This window comes from Okeania sp. SIO2C2 (assembly GCF_010692625.1).
GTDB lineage: Bacteria > Cyanobacteriota > Cyanobacteriia > Cyanobacteriales > Microcoleaceae > Okeania > Okeania hirsuta.
In genome coordinates, this window is the sequence record NZ_JAAHGM010000006.1 from 104,341 (window position 1) to 121,920 (window position 17,580).

Here is a 17,580-nt window from a genome sequence, read left to right on the forward strand (position 1 = left end):
TCCTTACTTAATTGACAGAAAAGCACTTTTCTTTATCCTGACTCCTAAGTAATTAAAGTTAATATAATACACTAATTCAGCAACGCCAAAATTCTGTATTGTATTATTCTCAAATATAGCAATCCTAAATAAGTTGCGGGTAATCAAAAAGTAGATAAAAAAACTGAAACTTCTACCTGTTCCCTGTTCCCTCTCTTGGTGCGCGTTCCCTTGCGTCTGACGCCGACGCGGGGTCGCACCGCTGTTCCCTGTTCCCTAAAAGCGGTAAGATTTTTATACACAAATAAAATAGGACTGCTATATAACTTTCTTTACTTGCTTATACTATTTGTAAGATTATTTATCCAATTGATAATAATATGAACTCAGTTTGGCAGAAATTAACATTAACTAATCTTTCTTTTTCTAACTCTCCATGGCTAAATGCTAGCTACCTCTATGGTTTAATTAATGGCTCCCTCCATAACTGGCGACGAGGTAGTTGGTTAATGCAATGGGGAGAAGCTCTGGGTTTTGTCTTACTGGCAATTGTATTTAGTCTAGCTCCTTTCGTAAATACTGCTCTGATTGGTTTATTATTACTAGCTGGTGCTGGGTTGTGGGTATTGCTTGCCGTCTCAGATAACACTCAGGAATATTTAACTCCTATTCATCTACTGATATTCGTTTATTGGGGTATTGCCACATTAGCAATGGCAACTTCGCCAGCAAGAACCGCTGCTTTTAGTGGATGGGTAAAGTTAACTCTTTATCTATTGTTATTTGTTTTAGGAGCAATGGTATTACGATCGCCTAAACTCCGCTCTTGGTTAATTAGTATCTATTTATTGGTTTCTTTGGTAGTCAGTTTCTACGGTATTCGTCAATGGATAGACAAAGTTGAACCCCTTGCTACCTGGAACGACCCTACTTCTGCTCAAGCTGGCATTACTCGCGTGTATAGTTATTTGGGAAATCCTAATTTATTAGGTGGATATTTGCTGCCTGCTATTGCTTTGAGCTTTGTCGCAATTATCGCCTGGCGTAGTTGGCCACAGAAATTGTTGGCAGTAACAATGTTGCTAGTGAATTGTGCTTGTTTGCGTTATACAGGTAGTAGAGGCAGTTGGATAGGGTTTATAGCTTTGATGTTTGCTCTGTTAATTTTAATGTGGTATTGGTGGAGCATCTATATGCCCAGTTTTTGGCAAACTTGGTCGCTGCCAATAGCTGTAGGAAGTTTGGCAGGGTTATTAATTCTGGCGGTGGTGTTATTAGAGCCTTTGCGCGATCGCGTTTTTAGTATTTTTGCAGGTCGTCAAGATAGTAGTAATAATTTTCGGATGAATGTCTGGATGTCTGTGTTTGATATGATTCGCGATCGCCCGGTTTTGGGTATTGGACCGGGGAATGATGTGTTTAACAAAATCTATCCTCTTTATCAACGACCCCGTTATAGTGCTTTGAGTGCTTATTCAGTACCTTTAGAAATTATTGTGGAAACTGGTTTTATTGGTTTTACTGCTTTTTTATGGTTGCTGTTGGTGACATTCAATCAAGGTGTATTAAATTTAAGACGTTTGCGAGATGCAGGCGATCGTCAAGGGTATTGGTTAATTGGGGCAATGGTGGCGATGGTAGGATTAATAGCTCATGGTTTGGTGGATACGGTTTGGTATCGTCCTCAAATTAATACGCTTTGGTGGTTGATGGTGGCTATTATTGCTAGTTATTATGGTGGGGAGCAGAGAAAGGAGAATATTAGTTAAGTTAAGCAAATAGTAATTTATAGTACAAGGAAGAAAAAAGAATGCTCCTAAAGCAAGGAATAATTAATGTTAATGATTAGGGATTAGAAACTTTTACAGCAGAAGAATTAATTCGGTTAAAACCATTTCTAACTCTGCCAAAATCGCTAACTGAATATATGAAAAAATATTGACGACGTTGGCGAGGAGTATCTGAAGATGTTCCTGCCTTTCCAAGATTTTGAGCAAGTGATAATAATTTTTTCAGAGTAATCACATCGTCCCTAATTGGTTCTGAATCTAAATCAAAATTAGCAGATTTAAGAACAGTAACGTGATTTTCAATCCGCTTTTCAGCAGTTTCTAAATCTCTTGCATAAAAGTCATCAAGGATATAGAAAGCTACTTCACTTGTCCATAAACCTAAAGCGTGTTCCGTTACTAAATCAGATGGTAAATTTCCTGATGGTGATCAGGTAAGTTGATGCTTTTGATTTTTGCGCTTAAATGTATCGACATACTGTACTGTTGCTTCCCCAATCGAATTTAGATTGTTTGGTTCAGGAATAGCTAATTCAAAAACTATCCAATAGGTTTCACCAACTGCTAAATCTGGTACAAAAATTCGGATACCTTCTTCCTGATTTATCAAGTCAGGTTCTGATTTGACTCCAACTTCTCTTTTTGCCTTCCTTTTCGCCTCTTCAACATCTTTGAAGACCGCTGCTCTGCTAATCGGGTCTTTTATTTCATCGTGACCATACAAGTAAATAATTGGAATCTTTGTATCGATATCTATCTTTAACTGAACATTAATTGCTGCTAGGTATTCTCTTCTACTTAATTCATCTTTAAGACTAACTTGAATATCATCTGTATCAGTCACAAAAGTAGATTTTCCTCCCGTAAGACCTGCTAAAGCATCAAGTTCTCTAGTATTAGCATCTGAACCAAAAGCAAAAGTTGATCAGCGGATATTCCCTCGTGTTTTTTTGTCTATGTTTTGTCGGATTCTAATCCATTCAGTTTCTCCTGAAGTTGGATTTCCATCAGAAAATAAATAGATCTGATTCAGAGTATTGTTGCTTTTATAACGACTAATTTCGTCTATTCCATAGGATATTCCTATGTTAATATCTGTTCCACCATCAGCAGTTATACCACTAATAATTCTACTAAATTTATTAATGTCAATTTTTCTGACAGGAGTTGCTTTTAATACAGTTTTTGGCTGTTCATTAAATTCTATTATACCAATAACATCGTCTTTCTTAAGACTTTTGAAAATTTCCTTGCAAGGATGTTAGAATCCGGGAGAAATAATTGCAGAAGTTATCAATACAAGTTTGCCTAAAAAAGTTATTAACTGATTTTTAGGAGTAGCGCCCCCGTGCCTACCTCAATGGTTAATTAGACGTTTCATGGAACTTCCCTATGGGGTACATTTCTTACTATATATTTCATCCTGATAAAAACCCATCTTCCTTCTTCCCTCTTCCTTCTAAATTACCGAATTAATTTTTCCCAAGCTTGCCATAAAACCTCAGCAGTTTCCACCGGACTTTTCGGTAAACTTTGCCGCGCCTTTTCCAAACACATCTGTGCTTTTTGATCATCTCCAGACTTCTTAATAGCTAAACTCAACCATAACCAAACCATCGGTTGATTCCCCTCAATATCCAAAGACTTAAAATAACTTTCTACAGCCTTTTCATATCTTTGCAATTGATAAAATAACACCCCCAAACTCCGCCACCCTTGCCAATGATTAGGCTGCAATTTCACAGTCTTTTGATAACAAAAAATCGCTTCCTCATAACGCTTCAACTGATGACAAACCTCAGCCTTCTTATACCAAGCATCATAATTATTTGGTCGAATAGAAATAGCAAGGTCATAAGAAGCTATCGCTGCTTCAGTTTTCCCAAATTCTTGCATAATTCGACCTTTAATAACTTGTGGAATTCCCCCAAGCATTTTTGTTAACAAAGAAGGATTATTACCTCCTGCTTGAGATTTTGAAGAGGCAAAACTTTTCTGATATTTTACCGACTCTAATTCTTTTAAAACATCTTCTACAGACTGATACCTTTGATTAATGTTTGGAGCCAAAAGCTTATCAATAATTATCCCCAATTCTTCACTAATATTAGACTGTAAATATTGTCGCCAAACCCACTTACCCTCAACAACATCAAACAACTCAAAAGGCGCTACTTGAGTCAACAAATATATACAAGTAACCCCCAAATTATAAAGGTCGCTAGCAGGAACCGCCTTTCCCGCCAACTGTTCCGGAGCAACATATCCCGCACTACCAATCATCGTTCCAGTTTGGCCAAGAGAAGATTCTGTAATTACCTTACTAGCTCCAAAATCCACCAACACCAACTGGCCTTTAATTTCCCCTCTACCATCAGGAAGCGTAATTGAGTTTCGCCGAATAATATTTTCTGGCTTAATATCGCGATGAATTACCTGCCGTTCGTGGACAAATTCCAACACAGGCAACAAATCCCAAAGTAACTCCTGAATCTGATTTTCAGTAAAAGTCCCATTAACAACTAACTCCTGCTCTAAATTTTGCCCATCAATAAATTCTTGGATGAGATATTGTTGCTCACCTTGTTGAAAATGAGCCATTAATTCTGGGATTTGAGGATGTTGACCCAACTCATCAAGCCTGATGGCCTCCCGACCAAACAACTCAGCAGCTTTTTCCGCATTAGCACTATTTTGAGGAAAAAATTGTTTAATAACACACCGGGGTCGGGAAGGTTTATACTCATCCACAGCAAGAAAAGTTTTGCCAAAGCCACCTTGACCAATAGGTTTAATAGTACGGTAGCGATCGCCCAAAAGTAACTTAGCTCCGCAGCTGTGACAAAATCGATGACCGGAAGGATTATATGGCTTTCGGCATTCAGAGTTAAGACAGTAGCTCATCCTGATTTTTAACTTGAAAATTTAGTTATATCAACTCACTTCAATTGACCTTAATGATTAGGCACTACTGTTGTTTGCTAAAGCTTAAAAACATGGACTATCCTAGACAAATATATACAAAAGGTCTATGTTTTTACGCCCAAAAACTATCTTCTCCTCTTCCTTTTGCTTCTTTTTTCCTCCTGACTCCTGACTCCTGACTCCTGACTCCTCCCTTCTATCAGAGTTCAGATTCGAGAACCGAAGAAGGGATAGGTACTTCTTCAACAGTTGGATATTTTTCTATAGTTAAAGTTGATTGTTGAGCTCCAGATAGTCGTTTGAGAAGCTTAGGTTTCGGGTCATGTAGCAAATAAATAATCCGATCGCCTGGTTGCCAATTTTCTGTGGCAGATAATACTTGAAGACTTCCTTGCCTTTCAATCAAAAGTGGCATTAACTCCCTTGCTCCAATAAGTGCCTCAAGGTGAGTCTTTTGGAACTCAAATCCCAATTGCTTAAGGACTGTTTCCCCTAATTTCACTTCTTTGTCAGAAAGATATTTATTCCAACTTTTGATATTTAACTCTAAAGCAAATGGTTGTTGAACCTTCTGTTTACCATTTTGACTTTTATGCTGGGGACTTTTTGGATAAATAGCTAATACTCTTGGTGGCTTAAATTCTTCTGCTGCTCTTTGAGCCAAAACTAAATTTACTTCTTCATTCTTAGTCATTGCTAAGAAAGTTCCCACTGATTCTAAACCAGCCTCTTCTAGGACATTAGTATCAAAGGCACTACCTTTGTATACTTGCAAACCTTCCTTCTCTGCCTGCTGACAAGCTTCCTCATCCGTATCTATGAGTACCACTGATTCACCCATGTCCTTAAATATACGTCCAATCAATCGGGACAGAGGATTTGACCCCACAATCACAGCACCAGTGGCCGCACTAGAAGTAATTCCCAAAAATTGAGCCACGAATCTTGCCGTCAACCCTTGACTAAATACCGTCATCATAATTGTCAAAAACACCAAAGCCTTAATAGAGTCACCACCATTAATACCTTTCTGAGTTAACAAGATAGCAAACAAAGAAGAAACTGAAGCCGAAACTATTCCTCTGGGAGCAACCCAACTGACAAACATCTTTTGTCGCCAATTAAGCTTACTATTCCAAGTACAAATTAAGACGTTGAGAGGGCGAACCAGGAACATCAAACTCAAAACGGTAAATACACTTCCCCAACCTAGAGCAACAATACTTGCTAAGGATAGGTCTGCTGCTAGTAAAATAAATAACACTGAAACGGCCAATATTGTTAGTTGTCCTTTAAACCGCCTTAATAATCGTAACTCTGGTATTTCCGCTGCCCCAACGAAAATTCCTGCTACGACTGTGGTCATCAATCCTGATTCACTACGGACTTGTTCTGCTAGACCAAACATTCCCCATAGAGCGGCCAAAACTACCAGATTTGCTAGTTCTTCAGACAGAAACTTTGCTCTTTTGAGGGTAAATCCTAAAATCCAGCCTCCTGTTGCACCAATGATAGTCCCCATTCCTAAGCGCACAACTAGGTCTCTAAATAATCCTAAAGGGTCAGCGCCTTCATTTAAAACTATGTTCAGTACCAATACGGCCAGAATTGCTCCTACTGGATCGATGAGAACTCCTTCTCCTTCCAACAAGGTCGCTATTTGTCGGTCTACTGAAACCTGTTTGAGCAATGGCCCTACCACAGTTGGCCCTGTAACTACTACTAACGAGGCATAAAGGAATGCGATCGGCCACGGAAACTCACCTAACCAGTGAGCGGCCATGCCACCACCAATTAAGGTTACCAGTGTACCTATGGTTACTAAGTTGCGGATACTACCGGAAACTTTTCCTAATTCTCTAAGTTCCAAATTCAAGCCCCCCTCAAAGAGAATGAGGGCTACAAATAAGGATACTACCACTTCTAAACCATTACCCAGTAGGTTTGGATGTACCACTCCCAAAACATCTTTGCCTACTAAAATACCAAATAGTAGTAAAAAGACTATCGCAGGTACTTTCAGGTAGGCTGCCAGAACTTGGGCTGCTATACCACTGATTACAGTCAGGATGATCAGCAGAGTTATGTCAAATGGTATTTCCATAAGTTAAGTGTTATCTTTAATTCCCTGGCTTACCAGTTTTTTTTCTTAGGTTTCAGATTTTGATTGTGAAATTATCTGTTCTAATTTTTTTTGCTGGTTAGTTTTTCTGTATTTTATTCTTAATTTTAGCGATGAAATTATTATTCAGAAGGATTGATTGTTTATTTCAAGTTAGGTTAAGTTTTAGGAATTATCTGAATAAAACAATTGAATTACCGAACTTCTAATTTTTTTATTCCCTAATTAATTTTTCTGTACATCTCCTAATTTAAATATTTGCCCATAATTCTTTTGAAACATATTTATCTATTTCGTATTATAACTACTCTTAACCAAAGTGCAACTATGGTTATTTTTGACTTTTACGAATAGAGTATAATCTATCTAAATGTAGACCATGGCTGATGTTATACTAAATCCGCCTTAGCAAGAGGGTACTTGAAAAAGTTGTAGCCTTTGCTATACATAGGATTTGTGAATAGTACAAGCCTGCTTTTATACCCGGATTTGGTATTATCAGGTTTTGATCTTAACTAGAAATTCCCTTAGATTAGGTGATTTTGACAAAAAATATAATTATATGCGATTTCTGATCAAAATAACAAATCCTTCTAAATACTAAATCCGGATTTAGATAAGAGCTGTATCTCAACGTTGGTTGAATACCCGCGCTCACCTGAGGGTGGAAGTGTCCTATAGAAAAACCAATCAATGTTGTGGTTTTTCCAAAGCGTGTGCTATTGTAATTAAATTAAGTCTGCTGGGCTAGCAGTTTTTAGGGCAGCCGTCGGATTGGCGACGTACTGTGGAGCGGCCTTAAGACCGAAAAGAGGCTCGACCTCGGAGACAAGTGCTATGTTAGCGCAACTTCTCTGTTAGCGCAGCTCCTCCGGAAGAGGTAAGAGGAAACAGAAAACCCTAAGAGCGTTATGGTTAGGAGTCCCTCGTTGTCCCCTTAGCGCAACGTCGGGAGGATGTCAATAATAGGGTAAGGTAGGGGGTAAAGAGTATAATACAGGTTGGGTTAACTGGGAACAAAAACCAAAAACCTAATCTGTTGGGTTTATCCTCCGGATAAGCTCCGAAGATCGTTCCTCAAGCTAACCTACAAAGCTACTGCATTCTATCAATTGTCCGATACTGAATTGCCTCAGCTACATAAGCAGGTTTCAACTCCTCATCCCCCGCTAAATCGGCAATAGTCCTCGCCACCTTCAAAATTCGATCGCTCGCCCTCGCTGACAACCCCAATTTCCTGATCGCTCCTTCCAATAAACCCCGACTGCTATCATCCAACTTACACCACTTGCGAAAATGACGACTCTGCATCTGAGCATTACAACTTAAACCAACCTCATCCTGAAACCGATATCGAGCGCGATCGCGTGCTAATTTTACCCTCTCCCTCACATCAACCGACCCTTCCCCAGTGTCCTGCCTTGTAATTTCCTCTGGTTTCAACCGACTAACTATCACCTGCAAATCTATCCTATCCATCAACGGTCCCGAAAGTTTTCCCCAATATTGCTCCCGTTGCCGTGGCGAACAAGTACATTGTTGAATAGGATCTCCATAATAACCGCACGGACAAGGGTTTGTACTAGCAACCAAAGTAAACTGAGCCGGAAATTCCACCGACATTCGGGTGCGCGATATTGTCACCACCCCATCTTCCAACGGTTGACGCAAATATTCCAAAACATTGCGATTAAACTCCGTTAACTCATCCAAAAATAATACTCCTCGGTGAGATAAAGAAATTTCCCCCGGTCGCGGAAAACTCCCTCCACCCACCAAAGACGGTCCCGATGCCGAATGATGGGGAGCGCGAAACGGGCGATCGCTCACCAAACTCCCCCTATCTTTCAACAACCCCGCCACAGAATAAATTTGAGTCACTTCCAACGCCTCCTCAAAATTCAACGGAGGCAAAATTCCCGGTAAACGTCGCGCCAACATAGTTTTCCCACTGCCAGGAGGACCGACAAAAATCAAATTATGCCCCCCAGCAGCAGCTATTTCCAAAGCACGACGGGCATGATTTTGTCCTTTAACTTCTTTCAAATCTAAACCAGAAAATTGTTGTTTTGCCAAAATATCAGCAATATCTACTTCTACAGGAGAAAAGTTAGTGGGATTATTCAAAAAGTCAGTGACATCAAATATCTTGTCAAATCCATAAACCGATAACCCCTTAACTACCGCCGCCTCCTTGGCATTAGCAGCAGGCACAACTAACCCGCTGATTCCCATTTTTTCTGCTGCTGCGGCAATGGGTAAAATTCCAGCTACTGGTCGTAATGTACCATCCAGAGAAACTTCTCCCAAAAATAGATGGTCTCCGAGTAAGTCTGCATTCACTTGTTCCGAGGCAGCCAAAATTCCGATACTAATAGGTAAGTCAAAACTGGGGCCTTCCTTGCGTAAATCTCCGGGGGTGAGATTAACCAGAATTTTCCGCATAGGGAAGGCATAACCGCAATTTTTGAGAGTAGCTTTGACTCTTTCCTTTGATTCTTGAACTGCTGCATCTGGCAATCCCACAACGACAATTTTCGGTAGACCCCCAGATACATCAACTTCCACACCCACTTTTACGGCCTCAATGCCAATTATTGATGCACTCCAGACTCTAGCTAACATATTCCTTTATTCTTTAATTTATATAGTAAGTTGTTTGAATATAGATAAATGACCCAGCAAGACACTCTTTTCAGTAAAATTATCCGGCGCGAGATTCCGGCGGACATTGTTTATGAGGATGACATGGCCCTAGCCTTCAAAGATATCAATCCTCAAGCTCCTGTTCATATCCTCGTGATTCCGAAAAAGCCTATTCCCAAGTTAGCCGATGCTTCACCTGAAGACCATAGTTTGATGGGACATTTATTGCTGACTGCCAAGCGGGTTGCTCAACAAGCAGGACTTGAAAATGGCTATCGTGTAGTGATTGTGTGACTCGTTGGCCACTAAACCAGGAAACTGGGTATAAATGGCCGTTCCAAGTCACCACATGAGGACAACCTCGACTTGTGAATAACTCTTATTACCTTGGTGGTGAAATTCCATCCGCCTTGTTGTTGGGTTGACAGCATAGGCCACACTGGTGAGACTGAATATCAAACTGGTGAAGCTGGCCTAAAAGCGGGAAAATACCAGTTACCAAGAACGATACCGCAAGCAAAGGCTGACAAGTGGACGAACAGGAAGGTAATTAAACTCTCGTTACACGAAACCATTCCAAAGGTAACTATGGAATGTAGGACGAAAGTCAGGGGGTCAATGGATAATTTCATAATTTCGGAATTATCAGCAACCATACCGAACCCTCCGGGAGATTTTACCCCACTAAATTAGCCGTAATAAAAGGAATAAGGGAACGAGAAAACCTCTCTAAGACACCTAAGAATATAGGTCGATAACTTAGGAAGCCATTCAAGGTCAATCTACGCAATCGGACGTAGGTCTTAGGGAGAGTAGGATTGGATAATAAGCATTAATTTGCAGACGTATCCACTGTTAGACGTAATGTAAAGTAACAATTAGCTATGAATAAAGCTAAAACACTAAAAAGAAAACTAGGAAATCCTAGACCATTTTTAAGCGTGGCATGGGATACAGACGATATACCGAATCAAGTTAGTATCAATCCTAACCTTAAATGGAAAGATATTAATTGGAAGAAGGTAGAAAAATATGTATTTAAGTTGCAAAAGTTAATTTACAGAGCATCCAGCCGTGGCGAAATCCGCAAGATGCGTAAGTACCAAAAACTTCTGACCAAAAGTTACTACGCTAGGTTGCTAGCTGTTAGGCGCGTGACCCAGGATAACCAGGGGAAGAAAACTGCGGGTATAGATGGAATCAAAAATCTACCACCAATACAGAGATTTAACCTAGTTGACTTATTAAATACGCGATACCTCAAAGCAAGTCCAACCCGCAGAGTCTGGATACCAAAACCAGGAAGGGATGAGAAGCGACCGCTTGGAATCCCAACAATGTACGACCGTGCGTTACAAGCCTTGGTTAAGTTGGGTGTGGAACCAGAATGGGAGGCACACTTTGAACCTAACAGTTATGGTTTTAGGCCAGGACGGTCAACGCATGATGCCATCGTAGCCATACACACTAGCATCAATCATAAACCTAAATATGTGTTAGATGCCGATATATCTAAGTGTTTTGACCGAATTAACCACGATGCACTTCTAGGAAAGATAGGTCAATCTCCCTACAGACGACTAATTAAACAATGGTTAAAGTCTGGAGTGATGGACAACAATCAATTCCTAGAATCTGTGGAAGGTACACCACAGGGAGGGGTAATTTCACCCTTACTAGCAAACATCGCCCTGCACGGTATGGAGGAAAGACTAATGGAATTTGCCAAAACTATAGACCTTAAAAACAAAAAAGGTAATCAAAAAGGTTGGAAAAGTAAATGTCAAAGTCTTACCATAGTACGCTACGCTGATGATTTCGTTATCCTACATGAAGACATCAAAGTAGTCCTGCAAGCAAAAGCCGTAATACAGGAGTGGTTAAACCAGGTAGGATTAGAGCTAAAACCAGAAAAGACCAAAATTGTCCACACCTTAGAAGAATATGAAGGGAACAAACCTGGATTTGACTTTCTTAGCTTTACAGTCAGGCAATGGAAGGTAAAGTCAACCAAACAAGGATATAAGACTCTGATTAAACCCTCCTCCAAGAGTATAAAAACTCATTATCGAAAACTGGCGGATATATTTGATAAGAATAAAACCGCCCCGACTAAAGCTCTAATAGCTAAGTTAAATCCGGTAATAAGAGGATGGGCTAACTACTTCTCAACCGTCGCCAGTAAAGAGGTATTCAGCAAAATAGATAACCTCCTATGGGTAAGAATATGGAGATGGGCCAGTAGAAGGCATCCAAATAAGTCGGCTAAATGGGTAAAGAAAAAGTATTTCCCTCGCTGCAAAGAGACCAGAAATTGGTTACTTAACGACGGTGAGTATATACTAAACCGACACTCAGATATACCTATTATAAGGCACATCAAAGTTAAAGGTAATAAATCCCCTTATGACGGTGACTGGACTTATTGGGGTAGCAGAATCGGTAAACATCCAGGCGTAAGGAAAGAAGTCACAACGCTACTTAAGCGACAAAAAGGTAAATGCGCATCTTGTGGACTAACCTTTAGACCAACTGACCTAATTGAAGTTGACCATATAAAACCAAGGTCTAAAGGTGGTGACAACACATATAAGAACAAACAATTGTTGCACCGACATTGCCACGATACTAAAACTGCATCAGATAACAAGACATATCCACAATTTAAGCCACAGGACTTACCTGAAAGTTATTTATGGGTTGATGATATGTTGATATTAAGGTAGGGATGTACCCATGACAAGGGACGTTTAAGAGAGGAGCCGGATGAGGTGAAAGTCTCACGTCCGGTTCTGAAGACGAGTCGGTCAAGGTAACTTGCCTGGCTTAGTTTAACAATAATGGAGCTGAAGCTGGTCAAACTGTTTTTCATTTACATCTTCATATTCTTGGAGGTCGTCAAATGCAGTGGCCTCCAGGGTAATTCTAGATATAGCAGTACGTTCTTTGGCGTTTGACAATAAATTTGAGTGAAAAGGGAGTAGGGAGTAGGGAATAGAGGAATGCCTGCGCCCTATTTGCGTGATGCTATAAATAATGTAGTGGAGTGGCACGCCTAATATCAGGCGTTGCATAAATGCGGGATGATTTTAATAGTTTTGTGGAAGTGGAATAGGCATCTTGCCCGTTCCTGATATTTTTGGGCAGGCAGGATATCCACCCCACTTATATTCATCCCGCCCCTCAGCAATGCCTAATATCAAGCTGCACCGATTAACTACAATATAATCAGGACTTACGCAGAGACTCTACTTATGGCTAGGGCGAATACCATTCGCCCCTACATACAGATGGTGGTTTAACAGTCAATTTGCGTAAGTCCTGTGTGCAATAGATTTTTGTTTCTAGGTAGTCTTTATCTCCTCATCTCCCCATCTCCCCATCTCCCCATCTATAGGAGTCTCAAGGAGAAAGCATAAGTCTAACTTATAATAAAATTCAAAAAGACTTTTCTTAAAACCCTTTACAAAACTAAATTAGATGTTTAATATAGTAAACAAGAAAGCAAAAACGCTTTCGAGAACCTTGAAAAATACATAGCAATTATAAAACAATGACAACTACCTTACAACAGCGTGAAAACGCCAACGTATGGGAAAAGTTCTGTAGCTGGATCACCAGCACAGACAATCGTTTATACATCGGTTGGTTCGGTGTATTAATGATCCCCACCCTTCTCATGAGGGCGCCGAGGCCGCCGAGGCCGCCGAGGCCGCCGAGGCCGCCGAAGCCGTCGAGGTCGCCGAGGTCGCCGAGGTCGCCGTGGTCGCCGAGGCAGGTGAGGCCGCCGAGGGCGCCGATGCCACTACATAGCGATGCTATGTAGTGGCGAAATGCTGCATTCTGATTGGCTGATGGGCCAGGGCTGACAGCCAATCAGAATGCAGCATTTACTTCCGGTTTGGCGAGCACTTCCGGTTTGGCGAGTATTTAAGAAGCGCCGAAAGGACGGAAGAGGCAAGTTTCCGGTGTACGCAGATCACCAAAATAGGGGTCTGCGAAACAGAAGACATTAGGGAATAGAGTAGGGACTAAGCATGCTATGTCCTTAGGGGAGAAAGATTGTTGTTGGGTTTATCCTACGGATAAGCTGCGCTAACGTCCCTCAACCCAACCTACACTTATTGCACCATTTTTTAGATGTCTCAGTCTACTACGCCTGGATTTAATATTCCTTTTACAAAGAGTCTCTAAACCTATAAAATCTTACTTTTGACTTTTGACTTTTGACTTTTGACTTCCGTGAAACGGTATGACTTTTATCTCCTTTAACTATACTCTATTTTTATTAATAGTATTAGGAATCTACTGGTCAATGCCACGACAGTCTTGGCGAGTATTAATCCTCTTAGTTGCTAGTTTAATTTTTTACGCTACTATTCAACCTCAATATATTCCACTGTTATTAATAATTACTCTATTTAATTTTTACCTTGCTCAAGCTATTGGGGAACCCCAAGACTGGCGCATTGCCAATACACAATGGAACCGACATCGTTTACTATTATTGTGGTTAGGCATAATCTGCAATATCTTACTTTTATTAAGCTTTAAATATATACCTTTTCTATTAAACAGTATTGGTATTCTTTATAATTTACCTAATATTTTAGAAACTGCTAATTGGGTAGACAATAATGTGACGGCACCCTTGGGATTAAGTTTTTTTTGTTTTGAATGTCTTGCCTATTTAATAGATATTTATCGAGGCGCTCCTGCTGCTGCTTCTTGGCTAGAATTTGCATCTTACAAATTATTTTTTCCAAAACTTATTTCTGGTCCGATTACTCGTTATCATTATTTGCAAAATCAGCTAGGAATGACTAGCAGAAAAAATAGTCAAGTTTCAGTTAAAATACCAGCATTAAAATTCCCTAATTTAGAAAAAGTAACAGAAGGAATTTGGTTAATTGCAACTGGGGCAGTAAAAAAAGCTTTAATTGCTGATAATTTAGGAATTTTTGTAGAGCTGAGTTTTGGTAATTTGCCAAGAGCAGGAAGTGGTGATTTGTGGTTAGCAACTGTTGCTTATGGATTACAACTTTATCTTGATTTTAGTGCTTATGTTGATATTGCTCGTGGTAGTGCTTTTTTGATGGGTTTAAGTTTGCCACAAAATTTTGATTTTCCTTATTTTAGTACAAGTATTGCAGAATTTTGGCGCAGGTGGCATACGACTTTGGGAGATTGGTTGAGAAATTATTTGTATTTTCCATTAGGGGGTTCGAGGGTTGGTTTATTTCGGACTTGTTTGAACTTGTTAATTGTGATGTTAATTGCTGGTATTTGGCATGGTGCTGCTTGGGGATTTATTGTATGGGGTGTTTTGCATGGTTTGGCATTAGTTGTTCATCGGTTAGTAGAGGCAATTTCTCAACATTTTAAGGTAAAAAAAGTATGGGAAAGTTTGCCTGGAATTTTAATTAGTTGGTTGTTAACTCAGAGTATGGTTTTTGGTGCTTGGATATTTTTCCGACTCCCGAATTTAAGGGATTCTTTTTGGGTGTTTTCTCACTGGTGGAATTATGATGCTGATGTTCAATTTGTGGATAAAGTTTATCTGGAGGCGATGGGTTTAGAAAGGTTACAGTTGGTGTGGTTAATTTGTGGAGTTGTGGTGGCAATGGGGATTAATTATTGGTTTCATCGTGGTCTGAAGTTACAGTTAAATTGGCAGTTGAAAGTTTTGTTAGTGCCTGTATTTTTGTTTACTGTTTGGTTGTTGGCACCGGAGGGTTTGCCTTATATTTATTTTGATTTTTAAAGAAGGAAGAAGGAATAAGGAAGAAGGAAGAAGGAAGAAGGAATAAGGAAGAAGTAAGAAGTAAGAAGTAAGAAGTAAGAAGTAAGAAGTAAGAAGTAAGAAGTAAGAAGGAAGAAGTAAGAAGGAATAAGGAAGAAGTAAGAAGTAAGAAGTAAGAAGTAAGAAGTAAGAAGTAAGAAGTAAGAAGGAAGAAGTAAGAAGTAAGAAGTAAGAAGTAAGAAGGAATAAGGAAGAAGTAAGAAGTAAGAAGTAAGAAGTAAGAAGGAATAAGTAAGAAGGAATAAGGAAGAAGTAAGAAGGAATAAGGAAGAAGTAAGAAGGAATAAGGAAGAAGTAAGAAGTAAGAAGTAAGAAGTAAGAAGGAAGAAGTAAGAAGGAAGAAGTAAGAAGGAATAAGGAAGAAGTAAGAAGTAAGAAGTAATACCATTTCTGTGTAACAATGCGCTTAATAATTCTTACCTAAACCTGAATTTTACTAATAGCTGTTATCTTTTATTAAGCGCAACTTTATGGAGAAATGATATAAGAATAAGGTAAGCATTCAGCTATTAGCTTTTCCAAGAAGGAAAAATAATGTAAATATTCAGCTATTAGCTTTTCCAAAAATCAAGCAACGACTAAGGTTATGTCATAACCTTTTTCTTTTTCTAACCAAGCTTTTTCAAACTTTTGTTTAACTTCAGCAGCTTCTTTTTGTTTACCTTGTGCTGATAAACTTTCTGTTAATCCAAATCAAAACAAACCATTATTTGGATGCTGTTGCAAATCTTGACCAAAAACTGCTTACTTCTTCTATAATTCCAATTTTTCTTGACTCCTAACCTACCAAAAAGAGTTATTCAGGAAACCATAATTATCCATTATCAACTATTTGAATATCTGCTTCTAACCAAGATTTTTCAAACTTTTGTTTAACTTCAGCAGCTTCTTTTTGTTTACCTTGTGCTGATAAACTTTCTGCTAATCCAAATCAAGACAAACCATTATTTGGATGCTGTTGCAAATCTTGACCAAAAACTGCTTACTTCTTTTATAATTCCCATTTATCCTGACTCCTACCCTGACAAAAAGAGTTATTCAGCAAATCCTAATTATCAATTATCCATTTAAAAGGAGAGACTTTAAACCTCTAGGGATTAATTATCAATTATCCATTATTTTAATATCTGCTTCTAACCAAGCTTTTTCAAACTTTTATTTAACTTCAGCAACTTCTTTTTGTTTACCTTATACAAATTATCAAAAGTATTGCTATACTTGGAACCTGGAAAAAATAAGGTTCATTCATAACAAAAGCTACCAAATACCAAGTATTCACTCCAATAAATAATATTTAGAAATAGAAAATCGAAGTAGAGAAAAGTTTTTGGTAGTTGTTATTAGCACTGATTAGCCATTGATAAATGCCAAGGTGTCACCACCATAAGGAAAGCAATTATAATTGTACTTTCTCAAGAGTGATTTTGCTAAATTTTTCTCATCATTAGAAAGATGCTTATGCTCATACATGATAACACAGGGTTTATATCTCAAAAAATCAACTTGTGATAGTACTCTATAATCAAATCCTTCTGTATCTATATGAAGAATATCTATTGCTTCTATATTATTTCTGTCAAATATTTCTTGTATAGTTATAGTTTCGATATCTTCTTCAATAATATAGGGTTCAAGCTTCCCTTGAAAATGTTTAAGTATGTGATTTCTATTGAAATAACCCAATTGGTCATACCATTTTGGTAGATTTCCTAATTCTGTTTTTGCTTCCTCAGAAACATAATAGAATTTCTGAACACCTCTTTGAGTGGATATAGCAATCTTTTCAAAAATAAATCGTTCAGAATTGTTATAGTTCTGTTTTAATCTCTCGAAAAGGAAAGGAATAGGCTCAATAAATATGCCTTTCCAATTTGGATTTTTGATAACTAAATCCCTAATGGGGTCTCCATGAGACCCATCATTTGAGCCAACTTGCACAAAGAAAACAGAATTTTTATGCTTAATATGTGTCCATATTTGCTTTTGTATTTTTCTCAGTCTCTTGTTATTGTTATATTGTATTTTCAGGTTTCTGTAACTGTTTAATGTTTTGCGTAATGGCTCGTATACTACAGGATATCTGCTAAGTGTACTTTTTATCGTTTCATACATATTAATGTTTTCCTATTCAATGAGGGTTAATAATCTACAACTATCTCTAGATAACTCTACATTTTTTCAACTTTCTAATCTGGAATTTTAAGTTCTAGGAAAATGCCACAACTTCAGAGATTCAAACCAATTTAATTCTGCTCTTCTAAACTAGATATGATGCCTTACAGCGGTTTTCCTGCACGGTAGACCACAGACGTTCC

The 17,580-nt window shown here is 38.7% G+C and carries 10 protein-coding genes and 3 pseudogenes; 6 read left to right on the plus strand and 7 right to left on the minus strand.

Annotation, left to right across the window (positions count from 1 at the left end; all coding sequences use genetic code 11):
* Positions 1-359: 359 nt before the first annotated feature.
* Positions 360-1,748 (plus strand): IctB family putative bicarbonate transporter, encoded by a 1,389-nt coding sequence (locus F6K18_RS05730; RefSeq protein ID WP_287519411.1) that lies wholly within the window; start codon positions 360-362, stop codon positions 1,746-1,748.
* Positions 1,749-1,824: 76 nt separating this feature from the next.
* On the opposite strand, the gene F6K18_RS05735 is transcribed toward F6K18_RS05730, so the two are convergent.
* From F6K18_RS05735 to F6K18_RS05755, 6 genes are all read right to left on the minus strand, one after another.
* A complete protein-coding gene (locus F6K18_RS05735) occupies positions 1,825-2,004 on the minus strand; it encodes a hypothetical protein (RefSeq protein WP_287519412.1) in 180 nt (59 codons plus the stop codon).
* Between the two features lie 195 nt (positions 2,005-2,199).
* On the minus strand, positions 2,200-2,613 hold the full coding sequence (locus F6K18_RS05740; protein WP_287519413.1) for a hypothetical protein: 414 nt from the start codon (positions 2,611-2,613) through the stop codon (positions 2,200-2,202).
* 81 nt (positions 2,614-2,694) lie between these two features.
* A complete protein-coding gene (locus F6K18_RS36465; protein ID WP_353735019.1) occupies positions 2,695-3,015 on the minus strand; it encodes a VWA domain-containing protein in 321 nt (106 codons plus the stop codon).
* Between the two features lie 218 nt (positions 3,016-3,233).
* Positions 3,234-4,673 carry a serine/threonine-protein kinase gene (locus tag F6K18_RS05745; RefSeq protein WP_287519414.1) on the minus strand — a complete coding sequence of 480 codons (1,440 nt, stop codon included), beginning with the start codon at positions 4,671-4,673 and terminating at the stop codon, positions 3,234-3,236.
* Positions 4,674-4,893: 220 nt separating this feature from the next.
* Positions 4,894-6,798 (minus strand): sodium:proton antiporter, encoded by a 1,905-nt coding sequence (locus F6K18_RS05750; protein ID WP_287519415.1) that lies wholly within the window; start codon positions 6,796-6,798, stop codon positions 4,894-4,896.
* Between the two features lie 1,113 nt (positions 6,799-7,911).
* Positions 7,912-9,441, minus strand: coding sequence for a YifB family Mg chelatase-like AAA ATPase (locus tag F6K18_RS05755; protein WP_287519416.1), 1,530 nt, complete (start codon positions 9,439-9,441; stop codon positions 7,912-7,914).
* 48 nt (positions 9,442-9,489) lie between these two features.
* Between F6K18_RS05755 and F6K18_RS05760 the strand changes: the two are divergent.
* From F6K18_RS05760 to F6K18_RS05780, 5 genes and pseudogenes are all read left to right on the plus strand, one after another.
* Positions 9,490-9,750 (plus strand): annotated as a pseudogene (locus F6K18_RS05760) (histidine triad nucleotide-binding protein); the annotation flags it as partial.
* Between the two features lie 596 nt (positions 9,751-10,346).
* On the plus strand, positions 10,347-12,188 hold the full coding sequence (gene ltrA / locus F6K18_RS05765) for a group II intron reverse transcriptase/maturase (protein ID WP_375341292.1): 1,842 nt from the start codon (positions 10,347-10,349) through the stop codon (positions 12,186-12,188).
* A 110-nt stretch (positions 12,189-12,298) separates the two neighbouring features.
* A pseudogene (locus tag F6K18_RS05770) lies at positions 12,299-12,385 on the plus strand (HIT domain-containing protein); the annotation flags it as partial.
* A 630-nt stretch (positions 12,386-13,015) separates the two neighbouring features.
* Positions 13,016-13,141: pseudogene (locus tag F6K18_RS05775) on the plus strand (photosystem II q(b) protein); the annotation flags it as partial.
* 573 nt (positions 13,142-13,714) lie between these two features.
* Positions 13,715-15,226 (plus strand): MBOAT family protein, encoded by a 1,512-nt coding sequence (locus F6K18_RS05780; RefSeq protein WP_287519418.1) that lies wholly within the window; start codon positions 13,715-13,717, stop codon positions 15,224-15,226.
* Between the two features lie 1,389 nt (positions 15,227-16,615).
* Here F6K18_RS05780 and F6K18_RS05785 read toward each other — a convergent pair.
* Positions 16,616-17,377 (minus strand): FkbM family methyltransferase, encoded by a 762-nt coding sequence (locus F6K18_RS05785; RefSeq protein WP_287519419.1) that lies wholly within the window; start codon positions 17,375-17,377, stop codon positions 16,616-16,618.
* Between the last annotated feature and the right edge of the window lie 203 nt (positions 17,378-17,580).